The 21557-nt window shown below is 65.4% G+C and carries 24 protein-coding genes; 10 read left to right on the forward strand and 14 right to left on the reverse strand.

Annotated elements, in window-relative coordinates:
- Positions 1 to 36 precede the first annotated feature (36 nt).
- From lnt to JWM94_RS04885, 5 genes are all read left to right on the forward strand, one after another.
- Complete coding sequence (lnt, locus tag JWM94_RS04865; protein WP_299422564.1) at positions 37 to 1593, forward strand: apolipoprotein N-acyltransferase; 1557 nt, start codon at positions 37 to 39, stop codon at positions 1591 to 1593.
- 78 nt (positions 1594 to 1671) lie between these two features.
- Entirely contained in the window at positions 1672 to 2883 is a 1212-nt protein-coding gene (gene metK, locus JWM94_RS04870; protein WP_299422568.1) for a methionine adenosyltransferase, read from the forward strand.
- 44 nt (positions 2884 to 2927) lie between these two features.
- Positions 2928 to 3791, forward strand: coding sequence for a hypothetical protein (locus tag JWM94_RS04875; protein ID WP_299422571.1), 864 nt, complete (start codon positions 2928 to 2930; stop codon positions 3789 to 3791).
- Positions 3792 to 3853: 62 nt separating this feature from the next.
- The gene (trmB, locus tag JWM94_RS04880) at positions 3854 to 4534 is read left to right on the forward strand and encodes a tRNA (guanosine(46)-N7)-methyltransferase TrmB (RefSeq protein ID WP_299422575.1); all 681 of its coding nucleotides are present in this window, start codon (positions 3854 to 3856) and stop codon (positions 4532 to 4534) included.
- A 20-nt stretch (positions 4535 to 4554) separates the two neighbouring features.
- A complete protein-coding gene (locus tag JWM94_RS04885) occupies positions 4555 to 5325 on the forward strand; it encodes a ParB N-terminal domain-containing protein (RefSeq protein WP_299422578.1) in 771 nt (256 codons plus the stop codon).
- Here JWM94_RS04885 and JWM94_RS04890 read toward each other — a convergent pair.
- Positions 5285 to 6385, reverse strand: coding sequence for a GNAT family N-acetyltransferase (locus tag JWM94_RS04890; protein WP_299422582.1), 1101 nt, complete (start codon positions 6383 to 6385; stop codon positions 5285 to 5287). The two genes, JWM94_RS04885 and JWM94_RS04890, sit on opposite strands and share 41 nt — an antisense overlap.
- A 207-nt stretch (positions 6386 to 6592) precedes the next feature.
- Here JWM94_RS04890 and JWM94_RS04895 point away from each other — a divergent pair, with 207 nt between their 5' ends.
- Both JWM94_RS04895 and JWM94_RS04900 read left to right on the forward strand, forming a co-directional pair.
- Positions 6593 to 7045, forward strand: a complete 453-nt coding sequence (locus tag JWM94_RS04895; protein ID WP_299422585.1) for a DUF2721 domain-containing protein — start codon at positions 6593 to 6595, stop codon at positions 7043 to 7045.
- Positions 7042 to 7434, forward strand: coding sequence for a DUF4345 domain-containing protein (locus JWM94_RS04900; RefSeq protein WP_299422589.1), 393 nt, complete (start codon positions 7042 to 7044; stop codon positions 7432 to 7434). Before JWM94_RS04895 ends, JWM94_RS04900 begins: the two co-directional genes overlap by 4 nt.
- Here JWM94_RS04900 and JWM94_RS04905 read toward each other — a convergent pair.
- The 4 genes from JWM94_RS04905 to JWM94_RS04920 all read right to left on the reverse strand — a co-directional run bounded on the left by JWM94_RS04905 (position 7431) and on the right by JWM94_RS04920 (position 10644).
- Entirely contained in the window at positions 7431 to 9020 is a 1590-nt protein-coding gene (locus JWM94_RS04905; RefSeq protein WP_299422593.1) for an amidase, read from the reverse strand. The two genes, JWM94_RS04900 and JWM94_RS04905, sit on opposite strands and share 4 nt — an antisense overlap.
- A 410-nt stretch (positions 9021 to 9430) precedes the next feature.
- Positions 9431 to 9895 (reverse strand): hypothetical protein, encoded by a 465-nt coding sequence (locus tag JWM94_RS04910; RefSeq protein ID WP_299422596.1) that lies wholly within the window; start codon positions 9893 to 9895, stop codon positions 9431 to 9433.
- Between the two features lie 42 nt (positions 9896 to 9937).
- The gene (locus JWM94_RS04915) at positions 9938 to 10087 is read right to left on the reverse strand and encodes a hypothetical protein (RefSeq protein WP_299422599.1); all 150 of its coding nucleotides are present in this window, start codon (positions 10085 to 10087) and stop codon (positions 9938 to 9940) included.
- Positions 10088 to 10128: 41 nt separating this feature from the next.
- Entirely contained in the window at positions 10129 to 10644 is a 516-nt protein-coding gene (locus JWM94_RS04920; RefSeq protein ID WP_299422602.1) for a hypothetical protein, read from the reverse strand.
- A 110-nt stretch (positions 10645 to 10754) separates the two neighbouring features.
- On the opposite strand from JWM94_RS04920, the gene JWM94_RS04925 reads away from it, so the two are divergent.
- Positions 10755 to 11120, forward strand: coding sequence for a PRC-barrel domain-containing protein (locus JWM94_RS04925; protein ID WP_299422605.1), 366 nt, complete (start codon positions 10755 to 10757; stop codon positions 11118 to 11120).
- Position 11121: 1 nt separating this feature from the next.
- Here JWM94_RS04925 and uvrB read toward each other — a convergent pair whose 3' ends face one another.
- Positions 11122 to 13329 (reverse strand): excinuclease ABC subunit UvrB, encoded by a 2208-nt coding sequence (gene uvrB / locus JWM94_RS04930; RefSeq protein ID WP_299422609.1) that lies wholly within the window; start codon positions 13327 to 13329, stop codon positions 11122 to 11124.
- An 80-nt stretch (positions 13330 to 13409) separates the two neighbouring features.
- Between uvrB and JWM94_RS04935 the strand changes: the two genes are divergently transcribed.
- The gene (locus tag JWM94_RS04935; protein ID WP_299422612.1) at positions 13410 to 13976 is read left to right on the forward strand and encodes a DUF3617 domain-containing protein; all 567 of its coding nucleotides are present in this window, start codon (positions 13410 to 13412) and stop codon (positions 13974 to 13976) included.
- Positions 13977 to 13987: 11 nt separating this feature from the next.
- Positions 13988 to 14512 carry a DUF3617 family protein gene (locus JWM94_RS04940; protein ID WP_299422615.1) on the forward strand — a complete coding sequence of 175 codons (525 nt, stop codon included), beginning with the start codon at positions 13988 to 13990 and terminating at the stop codon, positions 14510 to 14512.
- Between the two features lie 28 nt (positions 14513 to 14540).
- Here JWM94_RS04940 and JWM94_RS04945 read toward each other — a convergent pair whose 3' ends face one another.
- The 8 genes from JWM94_RS04945 to JWM94_RS04980 all read right to left on the reverse strand — a co-directional run bounded on the left by JWM94_RS04945 (position 14541) and on the right by JWM94_RS04980 (position 21540).
- Positions 14541 to 14996: a hypothetical protein gene (locus JWM94_RS04945; RefSeq protein WP_299422618.1), complete on the reverse strand. Its 456-nt coding sequence runs from the start codon at positions 14994 to 14996 to the stop codon at positions 14541 to 14543.
- 48 nt (positions 14997 to 15044) lie between these two features.
- Positions 15045 to 16199 carry an MBL fold metallo-hydrolase gene (locus tag JWM94_RS04950; protein ID WP_299422622.1) on the reverse strand — a complete coding sequence of 385 codons (1155 nt, stop codon included), beginning with the start codon at positions 16197 to 16199 and terminating at the stop codon, positions 15045 to 15047.
- Positions 16200 to 16237: 38 nt separating this feature from the next.
- Entirely contained in the window at positions 16238 to 17584 is a 1347-nt protein-coding gene (locus JWM94_RS04955) for a methyl-accepting chemotaxis protein (protein WP_299422656.1), read from the reverse strand.
- 109 nt (positions 17585 to 17693) lie between these two features.
- The gene (locus tag JWM94_RS04960) at positions 17694 to 18158 is read right to left on the reverse strand and encodes an SAM-dependent methyltransferase (RefSeq protein ID WP_299422625.1); all 465 of its coding nucleotides are present in this window, start codon (positions 18156 to 18158) and stop codon (positions 17694 to 17696) included.
- Entirely contained in the window at positions 18155 to 19669 is a 1515-nt protein-coding gene (locus tag JWM94_RS04965) for a fumarate hydratase (protein ID WP_299422629.1), read from the reverse strand. Before JWM94_RS04965 ends, JWM94_RS04960 begins: the two co-directional genes overlap by 4 nt.
- A 40-nt stretch (positions 19670 to 19709) precedes the next feature.
- Positions 19710 to 20234 carry a DUF1993 family protein gene (locus tag JWM94_RS04970; RefSeq protein ID WP_299422632.1) on the reverse strand — a complete coding sequence of 175 codons (525 nt, stop codon included), beginning with the start codon at positions 20232 to 20234 and terminating at the stop codon, positions 19710 to 19712.
- Positions 20234 to 20887 (reverse strand): glutathione S-transferase family protein, encoded by a 654-nt coding sequence (locus JWM94_RS04975; protein WP_299422635.1) that lies wholly within the window; start codon positions 20885 to 20887, stop codon positions 20234 to 20236. The genes JWM94_RS04970 and JWM94_RS04975 overlap by 1 nt, the downstream gene beginning before the upstream one ends.
- On the reverse strand, positions 20884 to 21540 hold the full coding sequence (locus tag JWM94_RS04980; RefSeq protein ID WP_299422638.1) for a dihydrofolate reductase family protein: 657 nt from the start codon (positions 21538 to 21540) through the stop codon (positions 20884 to 20886). The genes JWM94_RS04975 and JWM94_RS04980 overlap by 4 nt, the downstream gene beginning before the upstream one ends.
- Between the last annotated feature and the right edge of the window lie 17 nt (positions 21541 to 21557).

Below are 21557 nucleotides of genomic sequence, written 5' to 3' on the forward strand. Positions count from 1 at the left end.
CGAGCCCGGCATGACGAATGTTGGGCCGGGATAGTCTTGAGAGCCGTTCGTTTCCTCTTCTCCTTCGCCCTTGGCGCGATCGCCGCGCTCGGCTTCGCCCCGTGGAGCTTGTGGCCGCTCACGCTCATCGCCTTTGCGGTCCTGCTGTTCCTCGTCCACGAAGCCCCCACCCTGCGCCGTGCGCTCGGCATCGGCTGGCTGTTTGGGGTTGGCCATTTCTGCGTCGCCAATGCCTGGCTCAAGCAGCCGTTCGAGTATCAGGACGCGATGCCGCACTGGCTCGGCTATGTCGCGGTGCTGCTGGCCTCGGTCTACCTCGCGATTTATCCGATGCTGGCCGCGGGTCTCGCGTGGCGCTTCGGTTCCACGGCACGTGGCGATCTCGCTGCCCGCCCCGATACCGCGTTCGTGCTGGCCGCCGGCGCTGCATGGATCGTCACCGAATATTTGCGCGGCACGATGTTCACCGGTTATCCATGGGACCCGCTGTCGGTGATCTGGGTAAGCGAATTGAGCGTCGCCCAATTGGCGGCGTTGGTTGGTACCTATGCCCTTTCCGGGTTAACCGTCGTACTCGCCGGTGCCCTCTTGTTGATGGTGCAGGGGCGCTGGCGGTCGGCCTTGGCCATCGCACTGCCTTTCGCCGTTGCCGGCATCTTTCCGTACTGGATCATCCCGAGCCCCGATCAAGCGTCCCGGAAAATCGTCGTCGTCCAGCCCAACCTGCCCGAGGAAGAGCGCCCGACCGACAACTACGCCGAGAACAATTTCCGCGCGCTCGCCAAACTGTCGCGGCGTACCGACCCCGGTACGCCGCCGCGGCTGCTGTTCTGGCCCGAGGGTGCGATCCGCTTCCCGCTCGAGGACGGCTATCCCGGCTATGTCTATGCCTCGCTCGGCACCGCGACGATGGCGCGCCTCCGCATGGGCGCGTTGCTCGGCGATAACGACGCGATTCTGACCGGCGCACAGACGATGAAGTTCAACGCCGCTGAGGACGTGGTCGCCGCGACCAATTCGATCGTCCTCGCCGGTCCCGACGCCAGGCTGCACGGCCGCTACGACAAAGCGCACTTGGTCCCCTTTGGTGAATATCTACCGATGCGGCCGTTGCTCGAGGCAATCGGCCTGTCGCGGCTGGTCCCGGGCGATGTCGATTTCATCCCCGGCCCCGGCGCGCGCACGATAAACGTTCCCGGGTTCGGCAAAGTCGGCATGCTGATATGTTATGAAGTGGTCTTTTCGGGTGCGACTGTCGATCCGGCGAGCCGCCCCGATTTGATCTTTAACCCATCCAACGACGCCTGGTTCGGCCCGCTTGGCCCGCCCGCGCACCTCGCCCAGGCACAATTGCGCGCAATCGAGGAAGGGATTGCGATCGTCCGCTCCACGCCGACGGGCATTTCGGCGATCATCTGGCCCAACGGCCAGATCCGCCAGTCGATTCCGCTGGGGCATAGTGGCGCGATCGAAGACATCCTGCCGCCCAAGTTCGAGCCCACCCCCTTCGCGCGCATCGGCAATTGGATGGTCGCGCTCGTTTCGGCGTTATTGCTGCTGACAGCGATTGCCATCCGGCGGCGCGCCCGCTAGGGACGCACCCGCATATAAGGAAAGCTTTATATGGGCATGGCAACGGCCCGCTTTCCCGCCCCACAAAGAGGAAATTCCATGCGTTCCGATTATCTCTTCACGTCCGAATCGGTTTCCGAAGGCCATCCCGACAAAGTCTCCGACCAGATCAGCGACGCGATCGTCGACCTGTTTCTGGCCAAGGACCCCGAAGCGCGCATCGCGTGCGAGACGCTGACCACCACGCAATTGGTCGTGCTCGCCGGGGAAATCCGCGGCAAGGGCATCATGGACGAGGCCGGCAATTGGGCCCCGGGCGTCAAGGAAGAGGTCGAAAAGGCCGCGCGCGATACCGTCAAGCGGATCGGATACGAGCAAGACGGCTTCCACTGGGAGACGCTCCGCTTCGAGAACAATTTGCACCCGCAATCGGCACACATCGCGCAAGGTGTGGACGCGTCGGGCAACAAGGACGAAGGCGCCGGCGATCAGGGCATCATGTTCGGCTATGCCGCCGACGATACCCCCGACCTGATGCCCGCGACGCTGTATTACAGCCACAAGATCCTCGAGCAGATGGCGGCCGACCGCCATTCGGGCAAGGCCCCGTTCCTGGAGCCCGATGCCAAGAGTCAGGTGACGCTCCGTTACGAAGGCAGCAAGGCCGTCGCCGCGACCGCGATCGTCGTCTCGACCCAGCACGGCAAGGGCTATGACGAAGGCGACAAGGAAGCCGAGCTCCACGCTTATGTGAAACAGGTCGTCGCCGACGTCATCCCGTCGGGGCTGCTCAGCGACGAAACCGTCTATCACATCAACCCGACCGGCAGCTTCGAGATCGGCGGCCCCGACGGCGACGCCGGGCTCACCGGCCGCAAGATCATCGTCGACACCTATGGCGGCGCCGCCCCTCACGGCGGCGGCGCGTTCAGCGGCAAGGATCCGACCAAGGTCGATCGTTCAGCCGCCTACATCACCCGCTATCTGGCGAAGAACATCGTCGCTGCGGGGCTCGCCCAGCGCGTCACGATCCAGCTGGCCTATGCGATCGGCGTGTCGAAGCCGCTGTCGCTCTATGTCGATACGCACGGCACCGGCACCGTCGGCGACGACAGGATCGAACAAGCGATCATGAGCATCCCCAAGCTGGGCGGCCTGACGCCGCGCGGCATCCGGACACACCTCAAGCTCAACAAGCCGATCTATCAGAAGACCGCCGCGTACGGGCATTTCGGGCGCAAGCCGGAAGGCGATTTCTTCCCGTGGGAACGCACCGACCTGGTCGACGATTTGAAGGCGGCGCTGGCCTGATCGAAATTTGCGCGATACGCTCCGGCAACACCGGGAGGTATCGCATGAAGTTCAGATCATTCGCGATTTTGGCGGCGCTGGCAGCGATGTCGGCGCCGCTTGCCGTTCGGGCGAAGGACGACACCACGCCGATCGTCTTGTCAGCGGTCGATCAGACACTGGTCGATCGCTCGATCGCGCGTGGCGACATGCTCTACGCGTACGATCAGGCAGCGTGGCACGGCACGGACGACCTGCAGGAAAAGGCCAAGGCGGCGGGGGTATGGGACAAGCTCGCCCCGACACTCGGCGGCTGGATCGTCGACGGCACCGCGGCCGAGCCGGTGTTGGTGTTCATCGACAAGTCGGATCGAGCGCAAGCGGTCTATACTGCGCGTTTCGCCGATAACGGGACGCGGCTGATCGAGAGCAAGCTGCTCGGCGCCGGCGACGACCGCTCGATCTCCCCGGCGCGTATGAAGCTCGTCGTCGCGCTCCGCGCGGCGCGCACCGAGGTAGCAAGGGCCCAACTCGACGTGTGCGCCAATGCCGCGTTTAACAGCGTCGTCTTGCCACCGGAGACGCCCGACGGTCCGACCTTGGTCTATTTCCTGACGCCCCAGACGCAGAACGGAATCTGGCCGATGGGCGGCCATTATCTGGTGGAGGTCAAGGCCGACAGCTCGATCGGATCGACTCGTCCCTTCACCAAAAGCTGCATCAACACCGGCGCACCGCCCAAGGGGTCGCCGGCGGCGATGTTCATCACACATCTGCTCGATCCGGTACCGACCGAAATCCACGTCTTCACGATGCGCGCGGCGCGATTGCCGTTGTTCGTCGCGACGACGCAAAACAATCGCCTCTGGTCGATCGAAAGGGTCGGGGGCGCTACGCGGATCAGGGCAATGGAGATGCCGAAGAAATAGAGTGGGGCGTCCGCGGGGACGTGCGATTGGCTTTCGTGTCGACTAGCCCTAGGCGCTCCTGGATGAACGACCCGACCACCATCCGACGCCTTTATGGCCGCCGTCAGGGACACAAGTTGCGTCAGGGCCAGTCGGCGCTGGTCGAGGAATTGCTGCCCCGGATCGCGATCCCGGAGAGCGGCCCGCTCGACGCGCAAACGCTGTTTGGCGATGACCGCCCGCTCGAGCTCGAGATCGGCTTCGGGGCGGGAGAGCATCTAGCAGGTCAGGCCGCCGCCCGACCGACCCACGGCTTTATCGGCTGCGAGCCGTTCCTCAACGGCGTGGTCGGCGCGCTCAATCATGTCCGCAACGAACGTCTCGACAATGTCCGCCTGCACATGGGCGATGCGCTCGACGTGGTCGAGCGGCTGCCCGACGCCAGCCTGGAGCGCGTCTACCTGCTCCACCCCGACCCGTGGCCCAAGGCGCGGCACGCGAAACGCCGGATGGTCAATGACGGCCCGCTGGACCTGATCGCTGCGAAGCTCAAGCCGGGCGGCGAGTTCCGGCTCGGCACCGACGACCCGACCTATTGCCGTTGGGCGATGATGGTGATGAACCGCCGCCGCGATTTCCAATGGACCGCACAGACCGCGCAAGACTTCCTGACCCGCCCCGCCGACTGGTCCGAAACGCGCTACGAGCGCAAGGCGCGGCGCCACGGCCACGAAGTGTGGTATTTTCGCTACCGCCGCGTGTGATTGCGGCATAACATGGGGGCATGACCGCGCGCCGCAGCAAGCCAAGCTTCGCCAGCCTGCTCCGCTCCTCGTCGCGCCGCGACGAGGACAGCGCGCCGGTCGACCTGCCGCTGCCCGGGACCGACGGGTCGTTCCACGTCGATCCGACGCGCGTTCGGTTGTGGAGTGGCCTTGTCGGTCCGACGCCCGAGGAATGCCGCGACCGCATCAATGCGATCGTCCGCGACGGTCAGGCCGAGCCGGTGACGGTGCGGCCGGTGTTCGACGACGCGCATTATGAATATGAAATAATCGCCGGCGCGCGCGACTATGTCGCGGTGCGCCATTTGCGCGAAACCGCCATTCCGGCGCTCGAACTGCTGGTGCGCGTTGCGCTGGTCGACGACGATGGTGTGGGGGAGTTGGTGGCAGGGGCCGCTTTGCCCGGTCCGCTGGCCGCCGCGGCCGATCTGGCCGCGCGGCTCGATGGTCCGCTCGGCCCGGTCATTCTCGTGACCGCCGCACAGATTGCGCGCGCGCAGGCGGCGCGGCGTGGCGACGGGCTGCCGCCTTATCCGCCCGCCGAGGTGATGCGGCTGATCGATGCGATCGGGGCGGACGATGCCGCCGAGCCGCTGTCGCTAAGCATCGTCGAGGCGAGCGCCAGCACCGTCACCTTCCGGGTCGGCGCAGAGGAAGATATGCCGCCCGAAATGCTCGCCCGGATCGTCAAGTCGATGATCGACGGCGCCGCCGCCGACGGCATCGCGGTCAAATGGGCAACCGCCCCGAGCGCCGCCACAGACCCCTGAGCGCTTTTCCCAGCAACGCCGGCGCGCCGGGCCGCAACAAGAGCCAGTCGCGGATCGCCGAGCCTTTCGTCGCCCCGATTGTGCTTTTGTACCCGCTGTCGCCCGCGCCCCAATCGACCGTCGTCATGCCGTCGTCGAGCGCGCGGACGAGGTTGCGGTAATAGAGCAATTTGCCCGGTGAATGCTTGGCGACGGCGGGGTCGTAGCTGTTGGCGATGGCGTATTTGAGGCCGCCGAGGTTCATGTCGAACGAGAAGGTCGCGGGCTCGCCCTCGACCGTCAGCAACGCCGCCGACAGCATATCGGCGATCACCGGGTCGGTCGCGGCCTGGCGCCAGAACGCGCCGTGCCCTTCCTTCGTGAATTTGGCATCGCTGCCGTCGGTGCGCGCGGCGACCCAACTCTTTTGCTCGATCGCGGCAAGCTGATCGAACCCGCCCGCGAGCAGATCGGTGCCCGACAGGAAGGTCCAGGCAAGCTCGCCGTGCCCGGCCAGATGCTTTTCGTGAAAGCGGTTCTTCTTGAGCGTTGATCCGCGCGGCCAGCCGCCCTCCGCGCCTTGCGCCGCGACCATGTCGAGTGCGTAGCTGTCGGCGATGAACCGATCGAGCACCGTCCAGCCGCGTCGCCGGGCGGCGGCGATCAACGCGGTCGTCGCGAGGTCGCCGTCATAGCTCGGCCCGATCCGCAAGCCGTTGACCTCTTGCCCCAGACGATCGACCAGCACGTCGAAGGCGCCCGCGCCTGTATTTTCGGCGGCAGGGAAACCGCGGAATGGCCAGTAACTCCCCGGCACCATCGCCAGCCGCGCCGGCCTCAGCCCGAAGCTTGCGAGCGGCAACGCGATGACCGGGTCGCCGTCATGTTCGACGATCAGCGTCCGCGCGCGCAAGCCATAGGCGGCGGTCGCGGCGGCGAACCATTGATAGCGCAGGAACCGATGGCTCTCGGGCGCGGCCTCCGCCACCCGGTCGATCAGCGCCGACAATCCGTCGAACGCGGTCGCGCGCATGACGGGCGGCAAGCGCGTGAAATCGGCGAGCAGCATCGGCTTGGTCATGGGACGACGATCTAGCGCGCAGGCGTTACCAAGCCGTTCGAGATCGGCTTATACAAACACGGTCGTCACCCCGGCCTTGTGCCGGGGTCCGCCTCTCCAAGTCGGATGTCATTTATTGTTGCACGGCGGATGCTGGGACAGGCCCGACATGACGGCTAGGCTAGATTCGCTTCCCATCGCCACGCCGTGCCTGCATCATGTCCCGCGATGCAGGCCAACACCGTCTCGACGATCGCCCAGACGATCCAGCTGTCGCTGTCCCCCGTATTCATGCTCGCTGGCATTTCGGGGCTGCTCAACGTGCTCGCCGGGCGGCTGTCGCGCGTGGTCGATCGTGCGCGTCAGCTCGAGGCGCTGCACCCGCGCTCGACCGGGCCGGAGCATGACCGGCATGTTTGGGAGCTTAGGTTGCTCGACCGGCGCATCTCGGTGATCAACGCCGCGTTGTTTCTCGCGGTGTCGAGCGCGGTGATGACGTGCCTGGTCGTCGCGTTGCTGTTCGTCGCCGAACTGGCGAACTTGAAGTTCGGCACCGGTGTCGCGCTGGCGTTCATCCTGGCGATGGCGTTCCTGATCGCGTCGCTGGTCGCGTTCATGGTCGAGGTGCGGATGTCGCTCCGCGCGGTCCACATCCGCGCCGAATTGCTCGAGCACAGATGATCGAGAAACGCCTGCTCCAGATCGTCGTCGCGGTCGCATGCCTGGTGCCGCTGTCGGTCGGCGGGCAGAGCATCCTGCACGGCCCCGGCTTTCTCGGCCATGCGCCGGTCATCCCGACCGATCTCGACAGCCATTTCCGCTACATTTCGGGAATCTTCTTCGCGCTCGGGCTGGGCTTCGTCAGCTGCGTCCCGGCGATCGAGGACAAGGGTCCACGCTTCCGCCTGCTCGGCGCGATGGTGGTGTGCGGCGGGCTGGCGCGCGTCGTGTCGCTGCTCGCGGTGGGACCGCCGAGCAAGGGGCATATCTTCGGCTTCGCAATGGAACTCGGCGTCGTTCCGCTGCTGATGCTGTGGCAGTATCGGTTCTCCAAGCACTATCGCCCTTAGCGCGCAGCTTCGACCTCCGGCCCGCCATCGACGCTCGGCAAGTAACGCGGCACCGCGCGCGCCTTCGACGCTTGCTCGTACGCATAGCCCGCGTTTAACAACGCCTGCTCGCTGTACGCCGGGCCGATGAACGACAGTCCCACCGGCAACCCACGCACCAACCCCATCGGCACGGTCAGATTGGGATAGCCCGAAATCGCCGGCAGTTCCGACGAGCTCGGTCCGTTATACTGGTCGCCATAGACCGGATCGCTGAGCCACGCCGGGCCGTAGGTCGGCTGAACCAGGATCGTCGCCCCGGCATCCTTGAGCATCGTGTCGATCGCGCCCTTGGCGGCGGCCAGCGATTTCTCGCGCTGCGCCTTGTAGGTCGGCTCGTCGACGCCCTTCGACTTTGCCGCCATGTCGAAGATTTCCTGCGCGAAATAGGGCATTTCGGATCCAGCGTTGGCGGTGTCGAACGCAACGACCTGGTTGAGGCTCCGCGCCTTAACCGCCGGTGCCGCCGCCGCGAGATATTTGTCCAGATCGCTCTTCAACTCGAACTTGAGCACGTCGAATTCGGCGTCGCCCATCCCATCGGTCTTGGGCCGCGTGACATCGACCAGCACCGCGCCTTGGGCCTTGAGCACCGCCAGCGCTTCCTCGAACTTGACTTTTTCGAGCGCCGGGACGTCGGGCCGGTAGACCGCAATCCGCACACCCTTCAACCCGCCCGCCGACAGCCCGGCGGCATAGTCTTTGCGATATTTGCCGGCATCCGCCGTCGCCGGATCGGCGGCGTCGCTGCCGATCATCGCCGAAAAGAGGATCGCGGCGTCGCGCACGCTGCGCGCCATCGGGCCGGGCGTGTCCTGGCTATGGCTGATCGGCACCACGAAGCTGCGGCTGACGAGCCCCACCGTCGGCTTGAGCCCAACCAGCCCATTCATCGACGACGGGCACACCACCGACCCGTCGGTCTCGGTCCCCAGCCCGGCCGCGGCGAAGCTCGCCGCGATGCCCGCGCCGGTGCCGCTCGACGACCCGCAGGCGGTGCGGTCGAGCGCATAGGGGTTGCGCACGAGCCCGCCAACCGCGCTCCAGCCGCTCATCGACTTGGTCGATCGGATATTGGCCCATTCGCTCAAATTGGTCTTGCCGAGGATCACCGCACCCTGTGCGCGAAGTAGCGCGACGACCGGCGCATCGCGGCCGGTCCTGTTGTCCTTCAACGCCAAACTGCCCGCGGTGGTCGCGATCGGATCCTTCGTCTCGATATTGTCCTTGATCAGGATCGGCACGCCGTCGAGCGGGCCGAGCAGCTTCTTCGCCTTGCGCCGCGCGTCGCTCGCCTGCGCCTCGGCGATCGCGTCGGGGTTGAGCGCTATAACCGCGCGGAGCGTCGGCCCCTTGCGGTCCATCGCCTCGATCCGGGCGATATAAGCACGCGTGATTTCCTCGCTCGAAATGCCGCCGGCCATTTTCAGGCGCAGGTCGTCGATCGATTGCTCTTCGACCATGGGGATGCGTGGCCCGGTGACGATTGTCTCTGCCAGCGCCGGAAGCGGGGCGGCGAGCAACAACAAGGCGGCGAGACGGCGCATGGCGATTTCCCCTAATTTCGTCGTGCCGGTCATCCTCCAGCTACGCACAAATGAAAAGAGGCTGCCGGGGGCCTCTCGGCACCCCGGCAACCTCCTGACATGGTCAGCGGCCGGAAGCTCCAGCCCGGAGGACCATGCGGACCGCTATTCCTGTGGTTCCTGCGTTGATTGGAGGGACATACCTCCCGTCAGGAACCGGCGGAGCTAGCGGCGCGTCCCCCGAACGAACTGAACCGACCCCCTTGCTGAACCATGAGACATCGGATCACCTCCTTTCGCTTGTTGAAACGGCGCACCCAGCACTGGGCACGAACGCAATGTGAATCACGTGGATAAGTATTTCAAGTCTTGTAATGCGCGGTGAAATCGACGATTCTCTTTCGCCTTGGCCGGTTGCCCGGCCGCTCCCCTCATTTACCGAACGGCTTGGTCTCCGGTGCTTTGTCGTCCGTCGTGAAGCTGAGCATGTAGCGGCCGCCGTCGGCGCCGGTCGCCTGGCATATGATCTGTGTACGGGCGACGATCAGCGCCGGCGTGCAACGCCCGGTGATGTTCTGTGCGGCGGCAGTCACTTGGGCGGCGGTGTCGCCCGGCCGGACCCCGGTCACCTTGCTGAGCGCGATCCCCTCGGCATCCGGCATACCGAAGAAACTGACCAGCCCGTCACCGGACTTTATCGCTATCGACCGCTGGCCGTCATTGTAATGCAGGCTGAGGATCGCATCGCCGCAGGGCATCGTCTTGCCGCTCATCACCAACGACGCGCAATGCCCGCTCGCGAACGTTATGTCGGTCGGAACGCGCACCAGATCCGGCGCCGCGGCATTCGCACCGACCGTCAACAATCCGGCGGCGGCGATAGTGGAGCGGATCATGCAGCGTCTTTCGCGAGGAAGGGGTACCCAGCCTAGCGCGCCTCAATGATGCTTGAAATACTGGACTTCGCGTTCGTGCTTCTCCGCGCCCGCGCGGGTGTCGAACGTGCCGAGGTTACGGCGCTTGCCGGTGTCGGGATCGACCTTGCGCGAATAGAGCCGGTATTCGCCCGATTTTAGCTTGCGGATCACGGGGATTCTCCTCGTGCGACAAAACGCGCGAGGCGCGCGACCTATCCTCGGCAATCCTCGATCACGCGGCCGATCTCCGCCTGCGGTGGCAGCACCACCGGTCGGCGTCCCGCCTGCTCAACCACGAACCGCCCGCGGCTGAACGCGATCGCGTCGAGCAATGGATCGTTCGCGGCGAACGTGATGCTCATGACGGGCAAGTCGCTCTTGAAATTGCCGGCGGGCGCGATGGTTCGCGTCATCGTCGTCGTTCGGATCGTAACGGGCCCCGGCAGAATGCCTGTCAGGACGACCCGACGCGCCGCCCGCTCGCAACTGAAGCTGAGCACATCGGCATCGGTATCGAACTGGACCTGCGACATTTCGGGCCGCTGCACGTAGCGCCAATCGCCCGGCGTGAACGGCCAGTCGTTCCAGTCGCTGGCGAGCGGCGGTGGAGCGGGAGTCGGGCGCGGCGGTGGCGCAACAACGACGGGCGGACGCACCTCCCGCGCGGGCGGCGCGGCACAGCCGGCGAGGATGGCAAGACTGAGCACAAGCGGGATCACATAACGCATTGCCCGACCATGACGGCAGGACGCGCGCGCCTCAACCCGAAAGCGGCGGATGCGCGCGGATCGGCGATGTGCGACAGGCGTTTCGATCCCGATCACGAAAGGCGTTCGATTTGGCCGACACCCCTACCCAGCCGCTGCTAGCCGCCAATCTGGCCGAGGGCATGAAGGTCAAAAGCCGCGACGGCAAGGCGATCGGCGCGGTGCATGCGTTCATGATCCACAAACGCTCGGGCCGCGCGATGTACGCCGTGCTCAGTCTCGGCGGGTTCCTCGGCATCGGCAAAGCCTATTACGCGGTGCCGGTCGCGTTGCTCGCCTATGACTTTGCCGCCGACCAATATGTCGCGTCGGTCGAGCCCAAGGTGCTCGAAGGCGGCCCGAGCTGGACCAGCACCGCGCCGGAATTCGACCAGGATTATGCGGACCGCGTCGCGAGTTATTACAGCGCGGACAAGCAAGATCTGGAGATAGGGTAGCTCAACGCGCCCTTCGCCCGCTGCCGGGCATCCCGGCGCGCATTTTCTGACTCTTCCCGTAGCGCGTCTTGCGGGTGCCCGGCTTGCCCTCGTTCGAGCGGCCCATGATCGGCGCACGGTGCTCGTCCACGGGCAAGCCCAACTCCTCCGCTTCGAGACTGCGGATTTCGTCGCGCAGCCGCCCGGCTTCCTCGAACTCGAGGTCCGACGCGGCCTTGCGCATCTTCTTTTCGAGCTCCTCGATATATGCGCGCAGATTGTGGCCGACCATGTGCGGGCGATGCTCGTCGATCTCGACCGTCACCTGGTCGCGGCTCGCCACGTCCTGGATGATGTCGCCGATGTTGCGCTTGATCGTGGTCGGCGTGATGCCGTGCGCTTTATTGTATTCGTGCTGTTTTTCACGTCGGCGGTTGGTCTCGTTGATCGCGCGCTCCATGCTGCCGGTCATGCGGTCGGCGTAAAGGATCACGCGCCCGTCGACGTTGCGCGCGGCGCGGCCGATCGTCTGGATCAGCGAGGTTTCCGACCGCAGAAACCCTTCCTTGTCGGCGTCGAGGATCGTCACCAGCCCGCATTCGGGGATGTCGAGCCCTTCGCGCAGCAGGTTGATCCCTACCAGAACGTCGTAGACCCCGAGCCTAAGATCACGGATCAGCTCGATTCTCTCCAGCGTTTCGACGTCCGAATGCATGTAGCGGACCTTGAGTCCGGCCTCGTGCATGAACTCGGTCAAATCCTCCGCCATTCGCTTGGTCAACGTCGTGACGAGCGTGCGGTAACCGAGCGCGGCGGTCTTGCGGCATTCGTTGATGCAATCCTGCACCTGATCCTCGACCGGCTTGATCTCGACCGGCGGATCGATCAGCCCGGTCGGGCGGATCACCTGTTCGGCGAACACGCCGCCGGTCTGCTCCATCTCCCACCCGCCCGGGGTCGCCGAGACATAGGTGGTTTGCGGTCGCATCGCGTCCCATTCGTTGAACCTGAGTGGACGGTTGTCGATCGCCGATGGCAAGCGGAACCCGTATTCGGCGAGCGTGATCTTGCGGCGATGGTCGCCGCGCGACATGCCGTTGATCTGGCCGATCGTCTGGTGGCTCTCATCGACGAACAGCAACGCGTTTTCAGGGAGATATTCGAACAAGGTCGGCGGCGGTTCGCCCGGCATGCGGCCGGTCAGGAAGCGGCTGTAATTCTCGATCCCCGCACAAGATCCAGTTGCTGCAATCATTTCCAGGTCGAAGTTCGTGCGCTGTTCGAGCCGCTGCGCCTCGAGCAATTTGCCCTCAATCTGTAATTCCTTAAGCCGCTCGGCGAGTTCGTGCTTGATCGCTTCCATCGCTTGCTTGAGCGTCGGCCCCGGCGTCACATAGTGCGAGTTGGCGAACACGCGGACGTAGTTGAGGCTGGCGACCTTCTTCCCCGTCAGCGGGTCGAACTCGACGATCTCCTCGATATCGTCGCCGAAGAACGACACACGCCACGCGGTGTCCTCGTAATGCGACGGAAAGATTTCGAGCGTGTCGCCCTTCACGCGGAAATTGCCGCGCTGGAACGCCGCGTCGTTGCGCTTGTATTGCAGCGCGACGAGCTTGCGCACGATCTCGCGCTGATCGACCGTCTCGCCCTTCTTCAAATCGAAGATCATCGCCGAATAGGTCTCGACCGACCCAATGCCGTAAAGGCACGATACGGAAGCGACGATGATCACGTCGTCGCGTTCGAGCAGCGACCGGGTGGCGGAATGCCGCATCCGGTCGATCGCCTCGTTCACCGAGCTTTCCTTCTCGATGTACGTATCCGACCGGGGAACGTACGCCTCGGGCTGATAGTTATCGTAGTAGCTGACGAAATACTCGACCGCGTTGTCGGGGAAGAACGACTTGAACTCGCCGTAGAGCTGCGCGGCGAGGATCTTGTTGGGCGCCAGGATCAGCGCGGGACGCTGGAGCGTCTCGATCACCTTGGCCATGGTGAAGGTCTTGCCCGACCCCGTCACGCCGAGCAGCACCTGGTCGCGCTCGCCCGCCAGCGCCGCTTCGGTCAATTCCTTGATCGCGCCAGGCTGGTCGCCCGACGGCTCGTAATCGCTGACCAGGTTGAACGCCTTCCCGCCCTCGATTTTCGCCGGGCGCTCGGGCCGGTGCGGAATGAACGACTGCCCGGTCTCGGGTTCGGCCAGGTTGGTGCGAATCTGGATTGCCATATCGACGCAATATGGTGACTCTATCGCCAACCCGCAACAAATCGGGAACGGTCGCGCGAGTCCAGAAACCGGAGAGCAATATGCGCATCCCCCTTACGACCGCCCTCGCCCTTGCGCTCGCCGCGTGCGGCCAGCCGTCGAGCACGACCACGACCGCCACGAGTAACACGACGGAGACCACGGCCACGACGGCGACGACCGCCACCACGCCCACCACGACGACGACCGCGTCGACCGTCACCACCGGTACCGCCGGCCCGACCGCCGCGTCGCTGGGGCTTCAACCGGGCAAATGGGAAACCAGGATTTCGGTCACGAGCATGGAGATAAACGGGGTCAGCCGCGCCGCGCCGAGCGCCGGCGATACTGTCGAGACCTGCCTGACGCCCGAAATGGCGGCAAAGGGCCCCGGCGAAATGCTCAAGAAGGCGGGCGTCAACTGCACCACCACCACCGCCAGCTACAGTGGCGGCAGGATTTCCGCGCAGATGACGTGCAAGCTCCCGATGGGCACGATGACGAGCAATACCACCGGCACCTATTCGCCGACCGCCATGACCTCCGACGCCGACGCGACGATGACCGGGCGGATGTCGATGCGGGAAAAGATCCACACGGAAGCACGCCGCGTCGGCGAATGCGGCTGAAACAGGGGGAGATGATGCGCAAGACAATGATGGCCGCCGGCATGGCGGCGATAATGCTCGCCGGCTGCGCCAAGAGCGGCCCGCCGCCCAAGCGCGAGCCCGGCAGCTGGTCGTCGAAGTTCGAACTCAAACGGGTCGAGGGCAAGGACGCCGACAAAGCCAAGGCGGCAATGACGCCGATGTTCGCGATGATGAGCGCGATGTCGATCTGCGTCACGCCCGAAATGTCGGCCAAGGAAGACCCGACCCAGGACGTCGAGAAGCTCGGCGGCCCCAATGGCCGCTGTACGTTCGACCGGAAATCGATCGCGGGCGGCACCATCGACGTTGCCGGCACGTGCAAGCTCGCCAACGGCAAGACGACCAAGGTGACCGCAACGGGCACGCTGGGCGCGAGCGTTCAGGACATGGATACCACCGTCGAAGTGTTCGACGCGACGGGCGCGAAGGAAGGGCTGATGGAAATAGCGAACCACTCGACCCGCAACGGCGAGTGCACCGCCAAGGACATGAAGTCGCCGCCCGCGACGATGTAGGGATCGTTCCCCGGCGACCGCCGGGGAGCTACCCCACCTTGCGGTACGCCACGCGCCACATCGCGACCGCGATCCCCGCCGCCATCGCCGCCATGACCAGGCTGGTCAGGATTCCGCTCGCCCAGCGGTAGAGCAATGTCTGCGCGTCCATCACCGGCGCGACGAACATGCCGTAGCCATAGGTCTGCCCGCCGAGGAACAGCACGAACCCGACTACGCCGCCCAGGGTTGCGGCGGCAACCGGGCCGCGGCGTCCGGCCGCGTGGAGCAACGCCCACGGGATCGCCGCCAGCGCGGTGATCGACAATGCGGTCATCAGCGATCCGATCAGCAGCCCGCCGAGCAGCGCGCCGACATTGTGCGTACCGGCGAACGCCATCAGCAGCACGCCGATCGCGCCGCCCATCGTCCCGCCCGCGCCGATCGCCAGCCCGACACGGTCGATGCTCGTCTCATAGCGCGCAGGCGCCGGTTGTGCGGCCATGCCCCCTCCCCCTAGTGGTGACGTCATAGCACCACGCCCCCCGCCGCCTCAAGGCAGCGCGGCGGCGCCGGATGTTTCGAGGCAATGCAATAGCTCGGCGCGCGGCATCGCAGGACGCGGGCGCGGCGCGGCGTAGGGCGGTATCGCTACCGTCCGTCCGATCGGCAGCGCATCGAAACCGCTCTGCCCCGTACATTTTTCCGCGGCGGCGAGCAGCCGGGGCGGCGTGTCCCAGCCTTCATAGGACAGCCGGAACGTCCCCCAATGCACCCCGATCGCATGGCTCGCGCCGAGCCGGCGGAACACCTCGACCGCATCGAGCGGCCCGATATGGCTCCCCGCCGCCATCTGCCCCGGCGCAAAACGGAACGCACCGATCGGGATCAACGCGAGCCGGATCGGGCCATAGCTCACCGCCTTGTCAGCCCAGCCGAAATCGCCGGCGCCGGTATCGCCCGCGAAGAACAGGTTGCCGCCCGGCAACGTCACGACAAAGCTCGACCACAATGCGCGGTTGCGGTCGGCGAACCAGCGGCTGTCCCAATGATGGCCGCGATTGACGATCACTTCGATCCCCGCTCGGACTTCAACCCTGCCGCCCCAGTCTCGCGCAGTCGCGGGCACGCCCGCCTGGCTGATCACGCTGTCATTGCCGAGCGATGTAACGATCATCGGCTTGTCGCGATCCGACAGGCGCTTGAGCGTCGCCAGATCCATGTGATCGTAATGGTCGTGGCTGACGAGCACGAGGTCGATCCGGGGGAGATCGTCGAACCGGATGCCAGGCTCGGCCACCCGGGTCGGACCGAACCCCCACGGGCCAGCGCTCTTGCTCCACACGGGATCGGTCAGGATGTTAATTCCCGCCGTCTGGACGAGCACGCTCGAATGCCCGATCCACGTCACCAGCATCCGCTCGCCATCGACCCGCGCGGGCGGCCTGGTCGGCGCCACCGCGACGCGGCTCGGCCATTTCGGCCGGTCGTCGCTGCCCGCTATGTAGCGCAGCATCGTACCGGTATTGGCCACCGGCAGGCCGTCGTCGCCATCGGGATTGAAGAAGCGCTCGCCGTCGAAATGATCGCTGACGGGGCCGCGATAATATCGCGCGTCGAGGAAATGCGGGACGATCGTCAGCGTCAGGCACAGCAGGATCACGAGCCACAGCAGGCCCGCGCCGATCCATCTGAAAAGCCTGCCCATGCGCGCCCGTCCCACAGCGGGGACGCGGGTTCAAGCGCTCAGCCCTGATCCTCGTACGCAAATTGCAGGATGCCCCAATGCCGCCCCTGCACCTTGATCGACGCGATGACTTGCTTGAGCAGCAACACGTCACCCGACGATGTCGCGCGGCGATAGGCCTTGAGGCAGAACGGATCGGTGATCTTGCACTGGATCTGGGTCTCTGGAAAATCGAAGATCAGCCCCTGGCGCGAATGTTCGGCGTTCCACGCATCGTCGCCGGGGCGTTGCGGGTGCGCGCGTTCGGGCATCGCCACCGCGCCGAAGCCGTTGCGATCGGTGAAGGTCATCCCGAAAAAGCCCTTATAACCCCGCGCGGCCTCCTGATGCGGGCGCGCGGCGGGGACGATGAAGCGCTGGACCGGGTGAGTGTAAAGCGGCGGGTTGGTGCCGGGAATTTGCGCGTAATCTTCGCTGAACAGCTCGGCGACGCCGATCTCGCCCGCGGCGAGCGCGGCCTCGAGCGCGTCGGCCACCGCTTTCGCGGTATCGAGGCCGAAACGGATATAGCGCGAATCGACGATCTCGATCCCGCTTTCGGCAAAATGCTGGAGCATCGCGTTGGTGTCGTCGCTGACGCTGGTCAGCCGGGTCGACAGGCGTTGCAGCCCGTCGGCATTGCCCGTCGAATTGTGCGCGAGGCTGCCCAGCCCCGAGCGGATGTTGCCGACCGATTCGACCATGTAGCCGATGCTGTCGGCGACCGCTTCGCTATTGTCCGACAGCCCGCGCATCAGCGTCGACAGCCGCCCGACCAATGCCTCGATATCGCGCGTGCCGGCATGCGCCGACTGCGCTTTCTCGACGCCGTGCGCGACCCGGTCGAGCATCCCCGACGCCTCGCCGGTCAGCGCGCGGATCGATTGCTCGATCTTCTGCGTCGCGGTCGCGGTTTCGTTGGCGAGTTTCTTCACTTCGCTCGCGACGACGGCAAACCCGCGCCCGGCATCCCCCGCGCGTGCCGCCTCGATCGTCGCGTTGAGCGCGAGCAGATTGGTCTGGCTGGCGATCCCGCTGATCACCGACGTGACATGGGCAACGGTCTCCAGCGCGTCGTTGAACCCGCCGAGCGCGGCATGGATATGGCTGACCTGCTCGATCAGATCGACCACGTTGATCGTCGCATCCGACAATTGGCGGCTCGAATCGTCGATGACGCTGCGCGCCGCGCCGGCATTCTGGCGCGCCTCATGCGCGGCGGTGGCGATGCTTTCACCGTTATCGGCCAGCCGCACGGCTTCGCCGCCGATCGCCTCGATCGTCGCGGCCTGATCGCTTACGCGGCCGGCGATTTCGGTAATGTCGGCCTGCAAGTCGAGCGTCCGGATGCCGAGGTCGCCCGACATCCGCGCCGCGGTCTGGACGGTTTGCGCGATGTCCAAATCTAAAAAACCCCCTGGGAAATCAGGGGAAACCGTAAGCGGTGTTGGTTAACAGCTGCTTAGCGAAACCGGGTCAGGCTTGCCAATATCCCGCCATCAATTCGCTCGCCCAGTCGGGCTGGCGGATATCGCCGCGGGGGCCGAACTCGCGCATCATCGGCTTGATGTCGATCACCGGCGTCCCGTCGATCGCGTCGAGCCCGCGGACATATAGCCGAGTCCCCTCGACGCGCTCGATCCGGCAGACGGTGATGCCGATCCGGTTGGGCCGGTTCTTGCCACGTTGCGCGAAGATGCCGACCAGCGGCCAATCGGTGCGACCGCGCGGATGCCGCGCACCGGTTTCGATCTTGTCGAGCGGCACCTGGTCGAACACGAACGCGATCTCGGCATGGCTGAAGTCGGCGAGGCCATAGAGCGCTTCCTCGCCGAACTCCGCGGCGAGCTCGATTACGGCGGTCTCGCGGTCCCAATCGTCGTCTACCGCTTCGGCGCGCCCGCCGCGGACGTAGGCGATCGGATCGATCGGGAACGTCATGCCAGCAATTTCTCCCGTGCGATCTTCTCCTTCCACACTAGTGGCGCGAGCTGGTGGACGTTGTTGCCCTCGCTATCGACCGCGACGGTGACCGGGAAGTCCTGGACCTCGAATTCGTAGATAGCTTCCATCCCGAGATCCTCGAAACCAACCACCTTCGACCCCTTGATCGCCCGCGCGACCAGGTACGCCGCGCCACCGACCGCCATCAAATACGCCGACTTGCCTTCCGCGATCGCAGCCGTCGCATCGGGCCCGCGCTCAGCCTTGCCGACCATCGCGAGCAGCCCCTGACCGAGCATCATGCGGGTGAACTTGTCCATTCGCGTCGCGGTGGTGGGGCCTGCCGGGCCGACGACTTCCTCGCCGACCGGATCGACCGGGCCGACATAATAGATCACCCGGCCCGCAAAGCTGACCGGCAGTTCCTCGCCCTTCGCCAGCATATCGGCGATCCGCTTGTGCGCGGCGTCGCGGCCGGTGAGCATCTTGCCGTTGAGCAGCAAGCGGTCGCCTTGCTTCCACGATTGCACGGTCTCAGGCGTCAGCGTGTCGAGATCGACGCGGATCGCCGCCGCATCGGGCTGCCAGTCGACCTTGGGCCATTCGTCGAGCTTGGGCGCCTCCAGATACGTCGGCCCCGACCCGTCGAGCGTGAAATGCGCGTGGCGCGTCGCGGCGCAGTTCGGGATCATCGCCACCGGCTTGCCCGCGGCGTGGCACGGCGCGTCCCTGATCTTGACGTCGAGGATCGTCGACAGCCCGCCCAGCCCCTGCGCGCCGATGCCGAGCGCGTTGACCTTGTCGAAAATTTCGATCCGCAGCGCCTCGATGTCGTTGCGCGGGCCCCGCGCCTTGAGCGGCCCCATGTCGATCGGCTCCATCAGCGCTTGCTTGGCGAGCAGCACGCAATGCTCTGCCGTCCCGCCGATCCCGATGCCGAGCATCCCCGGCGGACACCACCCCGCGCCCATTTGCGGCAGCATCTCGAGCACCCAGTCAACGATCGAATCGGACGGGTTCATCATCTTGAACTTGGACTTGTTCTCCGACCCGCCGCCCTTGGCCGCGACATCGATCGATACCTTCGACCCCGGCACCATATCGACGTAGAGCACACACGGCGTGTTGTCCTTGGTGTTGCGCCGGGTGAATGCCGGGTCTTCGAGCACCGACGCGCGCAGCTTGTTCTCGGGGTTGAGATACGCCCGCCGCACACCCTCATCGACGATGTCCTGCAACGAGCGGCTGGTGTCGTCGAGCCGGCAGTCCATCCCCCATTCGACGAACACGTTGACGATTCCCGTGTCCTGGCAGATCGGCCGATGCCCCTCTGCGCACATCCGGCTGTTGGTCAGGATCTGCGCGATGGCGTCCTTCGCCGCCGGCCCCTGCTCGGCCTCGTACGCCACGCCGAGCGCGCGGATGTAATCCATCGGGTGATAGTAGCTGATGAACTGCAGCGCGTCGGCGACGCTCTCGATCAGGTCGGTGGCGCGGATGATGGTCATCGCCGCGCTCTAGCGCCGCCCTCGCCCATCGGTCCAGACGTTAAGCCGGCACCGTCCGCAGCCGCCCCTCATAATCGCGCTTGCCGATCGGCACGCCGTTCGCGCGCAGGATGTCGTAGGCGGTGACCGCGTGGAAATGGAAATTGGGCAGCGAAAAGGAGAGGATGAAGGCCTCCGCGGTAAAGGCGAGCCGGCGCGGGCCTATCTGGAGGTCGAGCGCCTTGCCGGCGCAGGCGTCGATTTCATCGCGAGCGAACGCCCGCAATTTGACACCGGCTTGCGCCACCATCGCCTGGAGATCGGCGAACGGCATCGACCCGACCAGCGGCGGCGGCGCGAACACGCCGGTCGTCAGCGCCTCTACACCCCAGGCAGCATGGTGCGACAGCGCTTCGATCTGGAAATGAAACGGCGCCATGTCCGGAAACAGGCGCGTGTTCACCAAGTCATCCGGATCGGTGCCGGCGTCGGCGCAATGCTTGGCTGCGCGGCCCAGGAAGCCCCCGACTGCATCGATCGTCTGCAGGAAGGTCGGCACGCTGAGGTCGTAGAGCGACAGGGCCATCAGTCCCGTCCCTCCGGCGCGCCGAGCGGGAAGTAATGCCGGTACGGCCGCGCCTCGTCGAGCGCGCGCGCGTAGCTCGGCTGCGCGAGCAGACGGTCACGATACACCCACAGGTTCGCGAAGCTTTTGGGGATCGCATAGGTCCAGTCGGCGTAGAGCAACGCCGGCGCCGCCGAGCAGTCGGCCAGGCTGAACCTGTCGCTCGCCACCCATTCGCGCCCGGCCAGATGCTTGTCGAGATATGCGTAGGCGGTGTCGAACTGCGCCTTCCATTTGGCACCGTCGTCGCCGTCATCGGGCTCGCGGCCGATCGCGACATAGACCATCCGTTGCTGCGGATAGTTGATGTAATTGTCGAAGAAGCGGTCCCACATCCGCACCTCGACCGCGGCGGCGGGGTCGGCCGGGATCAACAGCTTGTCCGGGTATTTGACGTCAAGATATTCGATGATCGTCGCCGCATCGAACACCAATTGCTCGTGATCGGTCAGCACCGGAAACTTGCCGATCGGCCACAGTGCCGCGAACGCGCTCGCCACCGGCTCGCTGCCGTCGAGCATCACTTCCTCGAACGTGACACCTTTCTCGTAGAACGCCGTCTTGGCCTTCTGGCAGTACGACGACAGCGGGTGGGCGTAGAGCTTGAGCGTCATTTCACCTGTCCTGTCTTCGTCAGCACGACGTGCATCGCGTGGGGGCTGTTGACCTGCTCGGTCACCGCAAAGCCAAGCGCGGGCAAGTCGATCCCGTCGAACATCTTCTCGCCCTGTCCCAGGAAAACCGGCGACACCGCGTAATGCAGTTCGTCGATCAGCCCGGCCTGCAGATATTGCCGCACGGTCGACACGCCGCCGCCGATCTTGACGTCGAGGTCACCCGCCGCGGCCTTGGCCTGCTCCAGCGCGCTTTCGATCCCGTCGGTGACGAAGACGAAGGTGGTCCCGCCCTCCATCTCGATCGGCGCGCGCGGATGGTGCGTCAGGATGAAGGTCGGCGCGTGGTAGGGCGGGTTGTCACCCCACCAGCCCTTCCAGTCGGGCCCGCCCCAATCGTCGCCCGCGGGGCCGAACATGTTGCGGCCGAGGATGAACGCGCCGAACCCCGCCATCGCGCGCGCGCCGAAATCCTGGTCGATCCCGTCGCTGCCGCCGCTCTGTCCGGTCATCTCCTTGAAGAATCGTGTGCCGAAGAACCAGGTATGGAGCTCGGGCCCGCGCTTGCCGAGCGGATCGGCCAGGCTCTGTTCGGGACCCGCGCCGAAGCCATCGACCGACACCGAAAATCCGCCAACCCTGACCTTACCCATCGTCTCTCTCCATAAGC

This window comes from Sphingomonas bacterium, assembly GCF_028289855.1.
Classification (GTDB): domain Bacteria; phylum Pseudomonadota; class Alphaproteobacteria; order Sphingomonadales; family Sphingomonadaceae; genus Sphingomonas.